The sequence below is a fragment of the Streptomyces sp. 3330 genome (assembly GCF_031456635.1).
Lineage (GTDB): Bacteria > Actinomycetota > Actinomycetes > Streptomycetales > Streptomycetaceae > Streptomyces.
This window is the reverse complement of record NZ_JAVDVA010000004.1, coordinates 35,743-50,581: the sequence shown is the minus strand read 5'-3', so window position 1 is coordinate 50,581 and position 14,839 is coordinate 35,743. Positions and strand designations below refer to the sequence as shown.

General features: G+C 74.6%; 14 protein-coding genes, 1 pseudogene and 1 riboswitch. Of the genes and pseudogenes, 11 read left to right on the top strand and 4 right to left on the bottom strand.

The genetic code is table 11. The features are described from left to right. Positions 1–64: 64 nt before the first annotated feature. The 3 genes and pseudogenes from J2X68_RS08335 to J2X68_RS08325 all read right to left on the bottom strand — a co-directional run bounded on the left by J2X68_RS08335 (position 65) and on the right by J2X68_RS08325 (position 3,181). A complete protein-coding gene (locus tag J2X68_RS08335; RefSeq protein WP_310431812.1) occupies positions 65–502 on the bottom strand; it encodes a hypothetical protein in 438 nt (145 codons plus the stop codon). 322 nt (positions 503–824) lie between these two features. After that, positions 825–1,026: pseudogene (locus J2X68_RS08330) on the bottom strand (cation:proton antiporter); the annotation flags it as partial. 22 nt (positions 1,027–1,048) lie between these two features. After that, complete coding sequence (locus J2X68_RS08325) at positions 1,049–3,181, bottom strand: SpoIIE family protein phosphatase (protein ID WP_310431811.1); 2,133 nt, start codon at positions 3,179–3,181, stop codon at positions 1,049–1,051. Between the two features lie 212 nt (positions 3,182–3,393). Beyond that, positions 3,394–3,578, top strand: a riboswitch (cobalamin riboswitch). Positions 3,579–3,607: 29 nt separating this feature from the next. On the opposite strand from J2X68_RS08325, the gene J2X68_RS08320 reads away from it, so the two are divergent. The 8 genes from J2X68_RS08320 (at position 3,608) to J2X68_RS08285 (ending at position 10,447) form a co-directional block, all read left to right on the top strand. Beyond that, complete coding sequence (locus tag J2X68_RS08320; RefSeq protein WP_310432131.1) at positions 3,608–4,321, top strand: energy-coupling factor ABC transporter permease; 714 nt, start codon at positions 3,608–3,610, stop codon at positions 4,319–4,321. Next, complete coding sequence (locus J2X68_RS08315) at positions 4,318–4,761, top strand: energy-coupling factor ABC transporter substrate-binding protein (RefSeq protein WP_310431810.1); 444 nt, start codon at positions 4,318–4,320, stop codon at positions 4,759–4,761. Before J2X68_RS08320 ends, J2X68_RS08315 begins: the two co-directional genes overlap by 4 nt. A gap of 6 nt (positions 4,762–4,767) precedes the next feature. Next, positions 4,768–5,529, top strand: a complete 762-nt coding sequence (cbiQ, locus tag J2X68_RS08310; RefSeq protein WP_310431809.1) for a cobalt ECF transporter T component CbiQ — start codon at positions 4,768–4,770, stop codon at positions 5,527–5,529. Further along, positions 5,526–6,386: an ATP-binding cassette domain-containing protein gene (locus J2X68_RS08305; RefSeq protein WP_310431808.1), complete on the top strand. Its 861-nt coding sequence runs from the start codon at positions 5,526–5,528 to the stop codon at positions 6,384–6,386. Before cbiQ ends, J2X68_RS08305 begins: the two co-directional genes overlap by 4 nt. 177 nt (positions 6,387–6,563) lie before the next feature. Further along, on the top strand, positions 6,564–7,493 hold the full coding sequence (locus J2X68_RS08300) for an ATP-binding cassette domain-containing protein (protein ID WP_310431807.1): 930 nt from the start codon (positions 6,564–6,566) through the stop codon (positions 7,491–7,493). Beyond that, a complete protein-coding gene (locus tag J2X68_RS08295) occupies positions 7,493–8,365 on the top strand; it encodes an ABC transporter permease (RefSeq protein ID WP_310431806.1) in 873 nt (290 codons plus the stop codon). The genes J2X68_RS08300 and J2X68_RS08295 overlap by 1 nt, the downstream gene beginning before the upstream one ends. A gap of 43 nt (positions 8,366–8,408) precedes the next feature. After that, the gene (locus tag J2X68_RS08290) at positions 8,409–9,782 is read left to right on the top strand and encodes a histidine kinase (RefSeq protein WP_310431805.1); all 1,374 of its coding nucleotides are present in this window, start codon (positions 8,409–8,411) and stop codon (positions 9,780–9,782) included. After that, positions 9,779–10,447 carry a response regulator transcription factor gene (locus J2X68_RS08285; protein WP_310431804.1) on the top strand — a complete coding sequence of 223 codons (669 nt, stop codon included), beginning with the start codon at positions 9,779–9,781 and terminating at the stop codon, positions 10,445–10,447. Before J2X68_RS08290 ends, J2X68_RS08285 begins: the two co-directional genes overlap by 4 nt. Before the next feature lie 128 nt (positions 10,448–10,575). On the opposite strand, the gene J2X68_RS08280 is transcribed toward J2X68_RS08285, so the two are convergent. Continuing rightward, positions 10,576–11,439, bottom strand: coding sequence for a pirin family protein (locus tag J2X68_RS08280; protein WP_310432130.1), 864 nt, complete (start codon positions 11,437–11,439; stop codon positions 10,576–10,578). Positions 11,440–11,551: 112 nt separating this feature from the next. Here J2X68_RS08280 and J2X68_RS08275 point away from each other — a divergent pair, with 112 nt between their 5' ends. The 3 genes from J2X68_RS08275 (at position 11,552) to J2X68_RS08265 (ending at position 14,839) form a co-directional block, all read left to right on the top strand. Continuing rightward, positions 11,552–12,001: a carboxymuconolactone decarboxylase family protein gene (locus J2X68_RS08275; protein ID WP_310431803.1), complete on the top strand. Its 450-nt coding sequence runs from the start codon at positions 11,552–11,554 to the stop codon at positions 11,999–12,001. Between the two features lie 109 nt (positions 12,002–12,110). After that, positions 12,111–13,313, top strand: a complete 1,203-nt coding sequence (locus J2X68_RS08270) for an NUDIX domain-containing protein (protein WP_310431802.1) — start codon at positions 12,111–12,113, stop codon at positions 13,311–13,313. Positions 13,314–13,609: 296 nt separating this feature from the next. Further along, positions 13,610–14,839, top strand: a complete 1,230-nt coding sequence (locus J2X68_RS08265) for a phosphodiester glycosidase family protein (protein WP_310431801.1) — start codon at positions 13,610–13,612, stop codon at positions 14,837–14,839.

Sequence of the window (14,839 nt, the reverse complement as noted above, 5' to 3'; positions counted from 1 at the left end):
CGCCCCGGATCGCACCCTCCGCCCCGGATCGCACCCTCGTTCCGGATCGCAGCCTCGTTCCGGATCACCCTGACCCGTCGTCCGGATCGGCCGCCTGGAGGGCCGTCTCCCCCGTGATCCGCCGGTAGGCGGCGCGGGCCTGGACGATCCGGGCGAGCACCGTGCCCACGAGGGTCGCGGCGCACAGACAGGTCAGCCAGAACGTGTCCCGGTGGCCGGCCCAGGTGAGGGTGCCGACCGGCGGTATGGCGAAACCGTTGAGGGTCAGCCAGCACAGGACGGCGGTGCCCGGGGCCGCGGTGAAGCGGGCGCAGAGACCCAGCAGGGCCGCCAGCAGGGACAGCCCGGCCAGGGCGAACCCGGGACGGTCCGCGCCCACCAGCGTGTTGTGCACGGCCACCAGGACCAGCGCGCCGCCGAAAGCGGTGGCCCACACCACCGGGGTCGCGACGGGCTGGGGCACGGGCCGGGCGCCGGCCCTGAGGGACACCCACTCGATCATGCTGCACGCTTCCTTCCGGTCCGCCATGCCCCCGGAACGCCGGCCGCCACGGCAGCGTGGACCTCGACGCGAAGTCTCCCACCCGGTCGTCGCGCACACTCCCGCCGCCCCGTTCCCTGTGCCGGCCAGGGTGGCATCTGCAGGTGTCCAGGAGGAACGCTGCAACCGGACAGGGGGCGGCCGTGGGTGCTCCATGCCCGAGCGTGCGCCGTCGCCGGGCTTCGGCGTCCGCCACGGCCCGACCGCCCGCGAGCGGCACCGGCTCCCGGTGGTCGCGCACCGCGACGGGGCACGCTCGCTGCACGCGACCGGGATCGGCACGTGCGGTGGCCGGCGGGCCGATGCTCCGTTCGCCGCCGACGGCGAGACCGGCGATGACGAGGGGGAACTCGCCGCGCGTGACCCAGGGTGCCGACCGCCCGCCACCGCCCCTTGGCGGAGATCCCGGCCCACCGGACGGCCCGGTAGCCGGTGGCGATCTTCGTCAGGGCGGTCACGGCGGCCGGCGCCGGGTGGAGTGCAGGCGCCCGGTGATGCGCATACCCGTCAGACGGGGTGGATGAGCAGGAGGGCGATGTCGTCGCTGCGCGGGGTCGTGCGGCGGGCGTGGCGGACGAGGGCGTCGGCGAGGGTGTTCATGGAACCGGGGCCGGCCCGGCCGAGTTCACGGGCGAGGGCGCCCACGGCGTCGTCGATGTCGATGCCCGGGGCTTCGACCATGCCGTCGGTGTACAGGGCCAGGACCGAACCGGGAGGCAGCGGGATCTCGGTCGACGTGTACGAGGCGCCGGGGTCGATGCCCAGCAGCAGTCCGGGCGGCACGTGGAGGACTTCGGTACGGCCGTCGGGATGACGCAGCAGCGGAGGCGGATGGCCGGCGGTGGCCACGCACGCGCGGTGCGCGCTCAGGTCGAGCCGGACGTACAGGCAACTGGTGAACAGGCCGGGGTCGAGGTCGGTGAGCAGGCGGTTGGTGCGCGCGAGGACTTCGGCGGGGGGTGCGCCGGCGTTGGCGTGGACGGCGGTGCGGACCTGTCCCATGAGCGCCGCCGCGGTGACGCTGTGCCCCTCGACGTCGCCGATGGTGGCGGCGGCCGTGGCGTCGTCGAGCCGGATGAGGTCGTAGAAGTCGCCGCCGATGTCCATGCCGCGGGTGGCGGGGAGGTAGCGGGCGGCCACCTCCAGGCCGGGAACCCCGGGCAGGGTGTGCGGCAGCAGGACGGCCTGGAGGTCGAGGACGAGCCGGTGCTGGGTGTCGTAGAGACGGGCCCGGTCGAGCGCCTGCGCGATCAGCCCGGCGGTGGCGGTGAGGACGGCCCGCTCCTCCTGGGCGAACGGGCGGGGCCGGTCGTAGGCGAGGACCAGGGAGCCGACGGGACGTCCGGAGGTGATCAGCGGCAGGAAGGCCCAGGCGGCCATGCCGTCCTGGAGGACGGCGGGGGGATAGGCCCGCCGGAGTTCGGCGAAGGTGGCGAAGAAGCCCGGCACGCCCGTGGTCAGGGTGTGCACGGCGGGGGTGTCGGAGGTGAGCGGGGCCGCGTCGAAACGCCGCACGAGTGCGGCGGGGTAGCCGCGGTGGCCGATGATCCGCAGGCGGCCGTCCTCCGCGGTCATCAGGGCGAGGGCCCGGGCGCCGAAGGCGGCCGGAAGCTGCTCGGCGACCAGGTCGACCACGTCCCGGACCCCGACGGCCTCGGTGAGCGTGGCGGCCAGATGCATCAGGTGGTAGAGGGTGGCGGCCCGGCCGGGTGCGGCGGCGGCCGTCGGATGCGGCCGCGAGGGGCCGGTGAACGGCGCCTGGGCGTGCGCCGCGTGGGTGGGGGCGATGTACACGCTGATGCCGGAGGCGTCCGGGTGCAGCCGGAAGGACAGCCACTGGTCCGGCGGCCGCAGCGTCGTGAACGCGGCCGGTTCGCGGCTGATCAGGACGGCCCGGTAGCTGTCCTCGGCGATCGGGTCGTCGAGCCAGGGCAGCGCCTCCCAGGGCTTGGTGCCGAGCAGGTCGGGCACGGCGCAGCCGAGCAGCCGGGCGGCCGTGGCGGTGGCGAAGGTGATGCGGCCCTCCACGTCCAGCGCGCAGCAGCCGCCGGGCAGGCGCTCGGCGAAGTCGACCGCCGACTGCGCCTCGGCCGCTCCGGCGGGCCGGGCGCGGAGCGGCGGCAGCACCCGTGGCACCCCGGCGGCCCGCATCGGCCGGCCGTCGGCGGCGGCCTCCCGCAGGAGCAGGCCCAGCCGGTCGCAGAGGCCGGTCACGGCCTCCCGTTCGCGCGTGCTCAGCTGCGCCGGGTGCGAGGCGGGCCACTGGAACACCACGCCGCCCCAGACCTCCCCGTCCGCGGTGATCGGGGCGGCCGCCAGCGCGAAGCGGTACGGCACGACGAGCGCCAGACGCGGATAGCGGCGCGCCATCTCCTCCGCGCCGCCGACCCACACCAGGCGTCGTTCCCGCACGGCGTCGGACACCGGGGACGCGGCCGTCAGCGCCACCCGCGCCCAGGGCCGGGAGATCTCCCAGGGGAGTCCGCCCAGCAGCGCGAGCCGCAGCACCGGCTCGTCGACCGCCGGCAGGTACACGGCGGTCACGGACGCGCCGGTCTCCCGCGCGGCCTCGGCCAGCACCGGCTCCAGCGACTGCGGACCGCGGCCCCCACCCGACCCGGCAGCGGCAGCATCCGGCACACTCTCACCTTCCCGCGGCGCGGGGGGCGCTCGCCGGACGACGCGCGGATTCCCCGGACGCCGAAGGCCGTCACCCCTACGCCGGACCCTACGCCGACCGTGCGGCCACGGCATTTCGTCCAGCCCGTGGACGGCGGCCGTGCGCCGGGGTGAGCCCTCGTCCGCCGTCCCCGCGCCCCGCATCGCCGCTTGTCAGCGCCTCTGTGTGGGCACTACTGTCACCACGCCTTGGTGAACGGGAAATCCGGTGTGATGCCGGTGCGGCCCTCGCCACTGTGATCGGGAAGTCCGGCTCCGGCCCTCGCGGGCAGCCACTGGGTCCTCGGGACCCGGGAAGGCGGAGCACGGGCGGTGGTACCCGTGAGCCAGGAGACCGGCCAAGGCACGTCAACCATCCACGAGGTGCTGGAGAGGGTCTGCTCAGCCATGCACATAGCCGAGGGTTTTCTGCCTCCGGCGCACGCGATCGCCTGGGGCGTCGCATCCGCGCCATTCGTCGTCCACGGAGCCCGGTCACTCACCCGTGAGGTCAAGGAGCACCCGGAGAGCACCCTGCTCCTCGGCGCCTCCGGCGCCTTCACGTTCGTCCTGTCCGCGCTGAAACTCCCCTCGGTGACCGGGAGTTGCTCACACCCCACCGGCACGGGGCTCGGCGCCGTCCTGTTCCGGCCGCCGATCATGGCGGTGCTGGGCACCATCACCCTGCTCTTCCAGGCGCTGCTGCTCGCCCACGGCGGCCTGACCACGCTCGGCGCCAACGTCTTCTCGATGGCCGTCGTCGGGCCCTGGGCGGGTTACGCGGTCTACCGGCTGCTGCGGCGCTTCGACGTGCCGTTGATGGTCACGGTGTTCTCCGGCGCCTTCGTGGCCGACCTGTCCACCTACTGCGTCACCAGCGTGCAGCTGGCCCTCGCCTTCCCGGACCCGGGCAGCGGATTCCTGGGCGCGCTCGGCAAGTTCGGCTCCATCTTCGCCGTCACCCAGCTCCCGCTCGCGGTCAGCGAGGGGCTCCTCACCGTGTTCGTGATGCGGCTGCTGACCCAGTCCAGCAAGGGTGAACTGACCAGGCTGGGCGTGCTCGTGACGGGCCGTCGGACCGATTCCGGGACCAACGCCGGGACGGAGGCGGTGGCCCGGTGAGCCGCAACGCGAAGATCAACGCCCTGCTGCTGTTCGTGGTGGCCGCGCTGGCCGTCCTGCCGCTGGCCCTCGGGCTCGGCGACCACAAGGAGGAGCCGTTCACGGGAGCCGACGCGGAGGCGGAGACGGCGATCACCGAGATCCGGCCGGACTACGAGCCCTGGTTCTCGCCCCTGTACGAGCCGCCGTCCGGCGAGATCGAGTCGGCGCTGTTCGCCCTCCAGGCGGCCCTCGGCGCCGGGGTCCTCGCCTACTACTTCGGTCTGCACCGGGGACGGCGGCAGGGCGAACTCCGGGCCCTGGCACAACGGGACGCCACGACCCCGACGGCGGCGGCGACTTCGACGGCCGTGGAGCACACGCCGCACGACGCCGGGAACTCCGCTCGCTCCGACCGCCGCGGCAGCGCCTCCGAAGCGTCCGCTCCCGAACGGACCTGACCCCGCGTGCTGCCGATCGACGCGGCGGCGCACAGCAGCCGCTGGCGCCACCGCCATCCCGTGGACAAGGCCGTGCTGGGGCTGGGCCTCACCGTGCTCGCCGTCTCCCTGCCGCCCTGGCCCGGCGCGGCGCTGGTCCTGGTGACGGCGCTCGTCGTCCTGCTCGGGCCCGCGGGCGTGCCGGCCCGGCGGCTGTGGCGCGCCTACCGGGTACCGCTGGGCTTCTGTGTGACCGGAGCGCTCACCCTGCTCGTGCAGGTCGGCGGCCCGGAGGGGTTCGTCGCGCTCGCCGCCGGCGGTCCGGCGCGCGCCGGGGAACTGCTGCTGCGCACCTCGGCGGCCTCCCTCGGCGTCCTCCTCCTGGCGTTCACCACCCCGATGTCCGACCTGCTCCCCCGCCTGGTCAGGGCCGGAGTGCCCGCGCCCGTCGTGGACGTCGCGCTGGTGACGTACCGCATGAGCTTCCTGCTGCTCGACTCCCTGCGCCGGATCCGGGAGGCGCAGGCGGCCCGGCTCGGGCACACCACCCGCGCCGCGGAGTGGCGTTCGCTGGCCGGGCTCGGCGCCACCGCGTTCGTCCGCGCCTTCGACCGGGCGGCGCGGCTCCAGGACGGGCTCGCCGGACGCGGCTACGACGGCACCCTGCGCGTCCTGGTGCCGGAGGCCCGGGTCTCCGTCCGCTTCACCGCCGCCGGCGCCGCCCTTCTCACGGCTCTGGTCGCCCTCACCTTCGTCCTGCGATCCGCACTGGAAAGGCCGCTGCCATGAGCGAGCCCGCACTGGTCGCCCTGCGGGGCGCCTTCTTCGCCTACGAGGACGGTCCGGCCGTGCTCAGCGGCCTGGACTTCGAGGTCCACGCGGGGCGCGCGCTCGCCCTGCTGGGCCGCAACGGCAGCGGCAAGACCACGCTGATGCGCCTGCTGAGCGGTGGACTGCGGCCGGGCGACGGCGAGTTGCGGGTCGAGGGGCGGCCGGTGACGTACGACCGCAAGGGGCTGACGCGGCTGCGCACGACCGTGCAGCTGGTGGTCCAGGACCCGGACGACCAGCTGTTCGCCGCGTCCGTCGCCCAGGACGTGTCGTTCGGACCGCTGAACCTCGGCCTGTCCGACACCGAGGTGCGGACCCGGGTCGAGGAGGCGCTCACGGCCCTGGACATCACCGCCCTGGCCGACCGGCCCACCCATCTGCTCTCCTACGGGCAGCGCAAGCGCACCGCGATCGCGGGCGCCGTCGCGATGCGGCCCCGCGTGCTGATCCTGGACGAGCCGACCGCCGGGCTCGACCCGGACGGCCAGGAACGGCTACTCGCGACCCTGGACCGCCTGCGCGCGTCCGGCACGACCGTGGTCATGGCCACGCACGACGTCGACCTGGCCCTGCGCTGGGCCGACGACGCGACCCTGCTCACCCCGTCCGGCGCGCGCACCGGCCCCGCCGCCACGACACTCGCCCGCACGGACCTCCTCCGGCAGGCGGGCCTGCGGCTGCCCTGGGGAGTCGCCGCCGCCCGGCTCCTCGGCGCGCAGGGCCTGTTGACCGATCCCTCGGCGGGCCCGCGCACCGCGGAGGAACTGGCCGCGCTGGCGGGGACGCCCGCCCCGGCGTCCCCCTCCGAAGGCTGACCTGGGCGGGTCCCCGTGGCCGGCGGGGGGAAGGCAGGGCCGGTGGTACCCCGGTACCAGTGGCCGCCCGAAGATTCCCCCGGGGTACCGGAGATCCGGCCTGTCGTCCTCCTAGGTTCGAAGGCAGACACCGCGGTCGTGGCCGCGGCCTGGTTCGAGGCAGGAAAGGCCCCCTCCATGATCGAAGCGCGCGAGCTGACCAAGCGGTACGGGGACAAGACGGTGGTGGACCGCCTGAGTTTCACGGTGAAGCCGGGTGAGGTGACCGGCTTCCTCGGCCCGAACGGCGCGGGCAAGTCCACCACCATGCGCATGATCATCGGCCTGGACTCCCCCACCGGGGGCTCGGTCACCGTCAACGGCCGCCCCTACGCCGGGCACGCCGCGCCGCTGCACGAGATCGGCTCCCTGCTGGAGGCGAGGTCCGTCCACCCGGGGCGCACCGCGATCAGCCATCTGACCGCGCTCGCGCACACCCACGGCATCCCGCGCCGCCGGGTGGACGAGGTCATCGAGCTGGCCGGGCTGACGAGCGTGGCCGGCAAGCGGGTGGGCGCCTTCTCGCTCGGCATGGGCCAGCGGCTCGGCATCGCCGCCGCCCTCCTGGGCGATCCGGCGATCGTGATGCTCGACGAACCGGTCAACGGCCTCGATCCCGAAGGCGTGCTGTGGGTGCGCAACCTGCTGCGCGGACTCGCCGACGAGGGGCGGGCCGTGATGCTGTCCTCGCACCTGATGAGCGAGACCGCCCTGATCGCCGACCATCTGGTGATCATCGGCCGGGGCCGGCTGCTCGCGGACACGACGGTCGACGACTTCACCCGGGAGGCCGGGGGCGGCGGGGTGAAGGTGGCCGCCGCCGAGGCCGCGCGGCTGCGCTCGCTGCTGGCCGGACCGGGCGTCACCATCAGTTCCTCCTCCGCCGAGGAGCTCCTGGTGAGCGGGCGCGACGCCCGGGAGATCGGGGCGATCGCCGCGCAGCACGGGGTGGCGCTGTACGAGCTCACCCCGCGGGCCGTTTCCCTGGAGGCGGCGTTCATGGATCTCACCCGCGATGTCGTCGAGTACCAGAGCGGTCCGGCCGGCACCGAACGAAAGGCCGCCTGATGCCCACGACCGCCCCGCCCCGCGACCGGCGCCCGGACGAGCGCCCGGACCTCTTCGCGGCTTCCCCGCCCACGGCGTACAAGGTGACCGGCGCGCGGGTGCTGCGCTCGGAGTGGGCCAAGTTCTGGTCGCTGCGCTCCACCTGGATCACCCTGGGCGTCGCCGTGTTCCTGCTGGTCCTCTTCGGGGCGATCGCCGGCTACACCTACAGCCCCGACGCCATGGCGGGCGGCGGACCCCCCGGACCGGGATCCGGCTCCGGAGACAGCGACGCGGTCAGCCTGGCCCTGACGGGCGTGTCCTTCGCGCAGCTGGCCGTCGGCGTCCTCGGCGTGCTGCTGGCCGCGGGCGAGTACAGCACCGGCATGATCCGCTCCACGCTCGCCGCGGTGCCGCGCCGGCTGCCGGTCCTGTTCGCCAAGGCGGCCGTGATCGGGCCGATCGCCCTGGTCCTCACCACCCTCGGCGCACTCGCCGCGTTCCTGCTGGGCGCCCCGGGGCTGGACGGCGAGAAGATCGCGCTGACCCTGGCCGGCGACGGCGTCCTGCGGAGCCTGGCCGGCGCGGGTCTCTACCTCGGTCTGGTCGCCGTCTTCGGTGTGGCCCTGGGCATGCTGCTGCGCTCCTCCGCCGGCGCCATCGCCGCCCTGGTCGGTGTCCTGCTGATCCTGCCCGGCCTGGCGTCCCTGCTGCCCGACTCCTGGTACGACACCCTCAGCCCGTACTTCCCCAGCAACGCGGGTTCTGCCGTCTACGCCCTGCACGCGTCCTCGGACGCCCTCTCGGCCGGGGCGGGGCTCGCGGTGTTCGCCGGGTGGGTGGCCCTGGCCCTCGCGGGGGCGGCCTGGCGGCTCGCGAAGACCGACGCCTGACCGGGGCGCGGGGACGACGGGGACGACGGGGACAATGGTGGCCATGAGTGCGTACCGCCCGGCAGCCGCCGCGGAGACGGCCCGGGCGGACACCTCCGGGGCGGCGCCGCCGTCCCCCGGCTTCGAGGCCGTCTGGGCGCACCCGCTGCTGGGCCGGCTGCTGCGCGACCGGAGCCGGCGGCAGCGGCTGGACCGCCGGCATCCGTGGCTGCTCGACACCGCCGTGGTGCTGATCGTCGTGGCCGTCACCCTGCCCGAGCTGCTGCGGGGCGACGGCAACTCGCCCTTCGGTGACGCGGACGCCCGCGACCGGCTGTCGGCCGCCGCGCTGTCCGCCCTGGTCGCCGCGCTCGTCGTCCCGCTGTGGTGGCGCCGCAGGGCCCCCGCCGTCACGTACTTCGTGATCACCGCGGTCTCCCTCGTCCAGTGGTCGCTGGGGATCTGGCTGCCGACGGGTGTCGGGGCGCTCGTCGCCCTGTACACCCTGGCCCGCAACGGTTCGCTGCGGATGCTGGGCCGGGCCGTCGCGCTGACCGTCGTCGAACTGCTGCTGGCCGTCTTCGTGCTGGTGCCGGTCGACCATCCGGTGCTCGGCGGCTTTTTCCTGCTGGGCACGATGACCTCGGCCGTCGCCGTCGGGCTGACCCTGCGCATCCGCGGGATGTATCTGGAGGCGCTGGAGGACCGGGCCAGGCGCCTGGAGATCGAGCAGGAGCAGCGCCTGCGGCTCACCGCCGCCGCCGAACGCTCCCGGGTGGCCCGCGAGATGCACGACATCGTCGGCCACAACCTCTCCGTCATGGTCAGCGTCGCCGACGGCGCCGCGGTCCTCGCCGCCAACCGGGGCGAGCGGTCCGCCGACGCCCTGCGCATCCTCGGCGACACCGGCCGCCAGGCCATGAGCGAACTGCGCCGCGTGCTGGGCGTCCTGCGCGAGGACCGCGGCGACGAGCGGCCGCTCGGCCCGCAGCCCGGCGTCCGGGACCTGGACCCGCTGCTGGACCGGGTCCGCGCGGCGGGGCTCGCGGTGACCTACCGGACCGTGGGCGATCTCGACCCGCTGGGCGAAGGGGTCCAGCTCACCGTGTACCGCGTCGTGCAGGAGGCCCTCACCAACACCCTCAAGCACGCAGGCACCGGCTCCGTCGCCGACGTCACCGTCATCGCCGAGTCCGGCGCCGTGCGCATCAGGGTCGCCGACACCGGCACGCCCCCCGGCGCGCCCGCGCGCCCGCCGTCGCGAGCGGCGGCCGACGGCCCCGGTCACGGGCTCGTCGGCATCCGCCAGCGGGCCGCCATGTACGGCGGCACCGTCATCGCAGGGCCGCGCGAGACCGGCCACGGCTGGACGGTCGACGTCGTGCTCGACGTGCCCTGCGCACCCACCCCGCCGGCCCCAGGAGAACGACCGTCATGACCACCGTGCTGATCGCGGACGACCAGCCCCTCCAGCGCATGGGCGTCCGCATGCTCCTCGAAGGGACCCCCGGCCTGGAACCGGTCGGTGAGGCCGAGCACGGCGCCGAGGCGGTCCGGCTGGCCGCGCGACTGCGCCCGGACGTCGTCCTCATGGACATCCGCATGCCCGGGATGGACGGGCTGGAGGCCACGCGCCGCATCGTCGCCTCGGGCGGCCGGACCCGTGTCCTCATCGTCACCACCTTCGACCTCGACGAGTACGCCTACGAAGGCCTGCGGGCGGGCGCGGGCGGCTTCCTGCTCAAGGACGCCCGCCCCGAGGAACTCGTCGCCGGCATCCGGGCCGTGGCCACCGGCGACGCGGTGGTGGCGCCCCGGCTGACCCGCCGCCTGCTGGACGCCTACGCGCACCAGGTCCTCGCGCCGGCCGGCCCCCCGGCGGCCGAGGACCCCCGGCTGCGGGCCCTCAGCGACCGTGAACGCGAGGTCCTGGTCGCCATCGGCCAGGGCTGGACCAACACCGAGATCGCCGAACGCCTCGTCCTCACCGAGTCCACCGTCAAGAAGCACGTGGGCCGTGTCCTCGCCAAGATCGGCGCCCGGGACCGCGTGCAGGCCGTGATCACGGCGTACGACGCCGGGCTGGTCAGGGCGAGGCCGTAGCCCGGACGCCGGCCGGGTCCTCGGCGACGATCACGACGGGTGCTCCTCGCTTCCCGGGAGGTGCGGCTTTCACCCGCACGTCGGCGACGAGCGGGAACCGCCGCTCCCGGCACGCCCGGAGGGCGGGTTCACCTCGCCGTCCTGCCGCGCGCCCTCAGCGCCACCGACGGCAGCTCCGGGGCCGGCAGCGGGGCTCCGCCGTAGCCTTCCACCTCGCCGAAGCGGTCGCCGCCCAACCCGTCCATCCACTCCCGTCGAGCCTGCGCGATGTCCTCGTGCGAACGCCCGATGAAGTTCCACCACATGACGATCTCCTCCTCGAACGGCGGGCCGCCGAGCAGGACCGCGCGGGCCGGGCCGGCCGCTTCGTTGACGAGGGTCAGGTGGGTGCGGCCGGGCTCCAGGCAGCCGAGTTCCGCGGGCCGCAGCGAGGTGTCGGCGAAGCGGATCACACCGGTGTCGACGAGCAGGCCGTGCTCGAAGGCGGGGTCGACGGCGAGGGTGAGCTCCGCGCCCGGCGCGAGGACGAGCTCGGCGCCGAGGAGCGGGGTGAAGGTGCGGACCGGGGAGGTGGAGCCGGCCAGGGAGCCCAGGAAGACCCTGATCTCGGCGCCGGGCACGCCGACCGGGGCGGGCGCGTGGTGCTGGAAGTCCCGCGGGGCGTCGCGGTGTTCGTCCGGCAGAGCCACCCACAGCTGGACGCCGTGCAGGACCGAGGTGTCCGGGGTGGACACCTCCGAGTGCGCGATGCCGTGCCCGCCGGTCATCAGGTTGAGCTCGCCGGGGCGCACGCAGGCATGGGTGCCCAGGCTGTCGCGGTGCTCTATCTCGCCGGTGAACAGCCAGCTCACCGTCTGCAGGCCGGTGTGCGGATGCGGGGCCACGTCCATGCCGCCGGTGTCGGCGACGTCGTCGGGGCCGTAGTGGTCGGCGAAACACCACGCTCCGATGAGGCTGCGCGTACGCTGCGGCAGCGTCCGTCGTACGGTCATCGCCCGGGGGCCGCCCAACGGGACGTCTCTCGGGGTGAGTACCTCGACCTTGCTCACCGTGGGCACCTCTCGTTCCTGCGGTTCCGACCCATGAATGGTTTGATATTCAACTATGACTCGACGGATCTTCATAGACAAGCAGAGCCCCAAGGCGTACCACGCCCTGGTCCAGACGTCCGAGGCGGTGCGGGCGACCGCCGCCGACGCCGGGCTGGAGCGCACCGTCGTGGAACTCGTCAACCTGCGCGTCTCGCAGCTCAACGGCTGCGCGTTCTGCCTCGACGTGCACACCAGGGCCGCCCTGCGCGCGGGCGAGGACACCCGGCGGCTGGGCGTCCTCGCCGCCTGGCGGGACACCGACCTCTTCAGCCCCCTGGAGCGTGCCGCGCTGGCGTTGGCCGAGGCCACCACCGTGCCGTCCGACGCCGCCGCGCAGGAGGCCGCGTACGCGGACGCCCTGGAGGCGCTCACCGAGGACCAGATCTCGGCGGTGATCTGGGTGGCGGTCACCATCAACGCCTTCAACCGGGTCTCCGTCCTGAGCAAGCACCCGGTCCACTAGCGGCCGACGTGCGCGTGGGGCAGGGGCGAACGCCGGTTGCGCGGGGCCGAGTCCGGTAAGAATCGTCGGGCCCGACGCGCGCCGACCGCCCCACCCCGGAGGACCGCCCATGTCCCGTCCCGTCGCCCCCGGCGGCCCGGAGTCCGTCAACGCCGACGCCTGGCAGGCCTACGCCACCCACCACCTCCGGCGCGGCACGGTCCTGGCGGAGGCGGAGCGGATCGACTGGGGGTTCCCGGGCGCCGGGCCTGACGAGTCCTTCCTCGGGGAACTCACGGGTCGGCGGGTCCTGGACCTCGGCTGCGGTCCGGCCCGGCACGCCGCCCGGCTCGTCCGCGCGCACGGGGCCGCCGTCGACGCGGTCGACCTCTCGCCGGGCCAGATCGAACGGGCCCGCGACCGGTACGGCTCGCTGCCCGGGCTGCGCCTGCTGCACGCCGACGCCGTCGACCACCTGCGCACGGCGCCGCCGTACGACGTCGTCTACTCCGTGAACGCCGTCCCGTTCATCGACCCGCGCCGGCTGCTCCCCGCCCTGGCGACCGCGCTCGCCCCCGGTGGGACGTTCTGCTTCTCGGTGCTGCACACCAACTCGGACGGCGAGGGGCCCGGTTCGGAGCTGGTGGCGCGGCCGGAGACCCTGCGGTTCGCGGGCGGCGGTGAGACGACGGTCCACATGTGGGTGCCCACCACCGAGCTGTGGCAGGACCTGCTCACCGAGCACGGGCTGTGCCTGGAGGACGTCGTACCCGTGACGTCGCCGGACCCCGCCGAACGCGCCGCCTACCGGGTGTTGCGGGCCCGGCGACCGGCGCGGGTGTCCGCCCGCCCCCGTACCGGCCTCCCGCCCGTCGCGCACGCGGCACTGGGCGTCGGCGCCATCCTGTACGGGCCCCGGGGGCTGCTGCTGGGCCGTCATCGCCGGGGCACCTGGGAACTGCCCGGAGGCACGGTGGAACCCGGGGAGTCGCTCCAGGAGACGGTCGTACGGGAGATCCGCGAGGAGACCGGTCTGCGGGCGGACCCCGCGAACGTGCGCCTGCTGGGCACCCTGCTCGACCGGGTCGAGGGCGTGGTGCGGATGACCGTCGGCGCCGTCGTCACCGACTGGGAGGGCGAGCCGGCCGACCAGCCCGGCGAGAGCGTGGGCGACTGGCGCTGGTACCCCCTGGACCGGTTGCCACCGTCGCTGTTCGTGTGCAGCGCCCAGTCCCTGACCGTCTGGCGCCCGGACCTGCCGATCGATCACGCCCCGGCCCACTTCACCCCGTTCGCCGCGCACGACGGCCGGGTGCGCGGGGAGGACGACTGACCCCGCCGCACGTCCCTGCGGCCGCTCCCGGCTCCCGGACACCGGCTCCCGGACGGCTGTGCCGCCGCGCTCCGGGTGGTTCACCGACGCCGGGCCGGCCGCCGTGCGGAGCCGCGCGGGAGGACCTTCGGCCGACCGCGTAGCACAGGAGGGCGGGCGGCGCGGCCGAACGGCGGTGCACGCCACCCGGAATCGTGCGTTTCCTCACCCGTTCCCGTGGTCTTCCCGCCCACCCCCCTGGCGGAAGTTCCCGCAGGTCATGAGAAAGTTGCCGCCCAAACTACCCAGGGGGGTCTGTGACACGACATCAGAAGCGGTCCGGGGTGCGCAGAAAGTCCGTGACGCTGCTCGTCGCGCTCGGCACGACGGCCGGGGCGGCGCTCGCGGGGGCGGCCCCGGCCGACGCCGCGACCTGGACCACCGTGGCGGCGGGCGTCGCGTACCGCCAGTACGACCTCACGGCGGCCGCCGGGACGACGCATGCGCATGTGCTCAGCGTCGACCTCGGCAACACCCATGTGCGTCTCGGGCTGTTGTACCCGGGGGCGGTCGCGTCCCGTGCGGCCATCTCCTCGCTGGCGAACAGCCAGAAGGCCGTCGCCGGCATCAACGGCGACTTCTTCAACATCAGCGAGACACAGCACCCGGGCGTCGCGGCGACCGGGGCGAGCGTGGGGCCGGCGGTCGCGAACGGGAAGGCGCTCAAGGGCGCGGTCCCGAACGGGCAGCGGTTCGGGCCCGCGCTGCCGCCGGGCACGAACACCAGGGCCGTGGTCGGTGTGGGCACCGACGGCAAGGCCCGGCTGGACAGCCTGTCCCTCAACGGGACGTACAGCGTCCTCGGGCGGCGGCTGCCGCTGGGCGGCGTCAACCAGTACGCGCTGGCGGAGAACTCCGTCGGCGCGTACACCTCGGACTGGGGCAGCGTCTCGCGCAAGCGGGGCACCTGCGGCACGGACACCGAACGGGCCGCGGCGTGCAGCACCAGCACCTACGAGGTGACCGTACGCAAGGGCCGGGTGGTGTCGACGTCGACCACGCCCGGCAGCGGGACCATCACGGCCGGCACCACCGTCCTCGTCGGGCGCGAGGCGGGCGCGGCGCGTCTGAAGAAGCTCGTCAAGGGCCAGGCGGTGGCGGTGCGTTACGGCCTGACGGCCGCGTCGGGGTCCGCGTACGGCTTCGCCGTCGGCGGCTACCCGATCCTGTCGGCCGCCAAGCCGCTGTCCGGTCTCGACACGTCGGTCTCGGCGGTGCGGACGGCCGTGGGCATCGGCGACGGCGGGAAGCGGGTGTACCTGTTCGCGCTGGACGGCGCCACCGCGTACCGCAAGGGGCTGACGATCGCCGAGGTCGCCGCCGCCCTGAAGAGCCTCGGCGCGACCGAGGGCTTCAGCCTGGACGGCGGCGGCTCGTCGACCCTGGTCGCCCGTCCCGCGGGCTCGACCAAGGTGACCGTCCGCAACCACCCGTCCGACGGGTACGAGCGCCCGGTGGCGAACGGCATCGGGGTCTTCGTCAAGTAG

Excerpts from the sequence above, each read along its gene's own strand:
- J2X68_RS08305 (WP_310431808.1), top strand. The coding sequence starts at position 5,526 with ATGAGCGAGCCCGCACTGGTCGCCCTGCGGGGCGCCTTCTTCGCCTAC.
- J2X68_RS08280 (WP_310432130.1), bottom strand. The coding sequence starts at position 11,439 with ATGACCGTACGACGGACGCTGCCGCAGCGTACGCGCAGCCTCATCGGA.
- J2X68_RS08300 (WP_310431807.1), top strand. The coding sequence starts at position 6,564 with ATGATCGAAGCGCGCGAGCTGACCAAGCGGTACGGGGACAAGACGGTG.
- J2X68_RS08290 (WP_310431805.1), top strand. The coding sequence starts at position 8,409 with ATGAGTGCGTACCGCCCGGCAGCCGCCGCGGAGACGGCCCGGGCGGAC.
- J2X68_RS08295 (WP_310431806.1), top strand. The coding sequence starts at position 7,493 with ATGCCCACGACCGCCCCGCCCCGCGACCGGCGCCCGGACGAGCGCCCG.
- J2X68_RS08285 (WP_310431804.1), top strand. The coding sequence starts at position 9,779 with ATGACCACCGTGCTGATCGCGGACGACCAGCCCCTCCAGCGCATGGGC.
- J2X68_RS08275 (WP_310431803.1), top strand. The coding sequence starts at position 11,552 with ATGACTCGACGGATCTTCATAGACAAGCAGAGCCCCAAGGCGTACCAC.
- J2X68_RS08320 (WP_310432131.1), top strand. The coding sequence starts at position 3,608 with ATGCACATAGCCGAGGGTTTTCTGCCTCCGGCGCACGCGATCGCCTGG.
- J2X68_RS08335 (WP_310431812.1), bottom strand. The coding sequence starts at position 502 with ATGATCGAGTGGGTGTCCCTCAGGGCCGGCGCCCGGCCCGTGCCCCAG.
- J2X68_RS08270 (WP_310431802.1), top strand. The coding sequence starts at position 12,111 with ATGTCCCGTCCCGTCGCCCCCGGCGGCCCGGAGTCCGTCAACGCCGAC.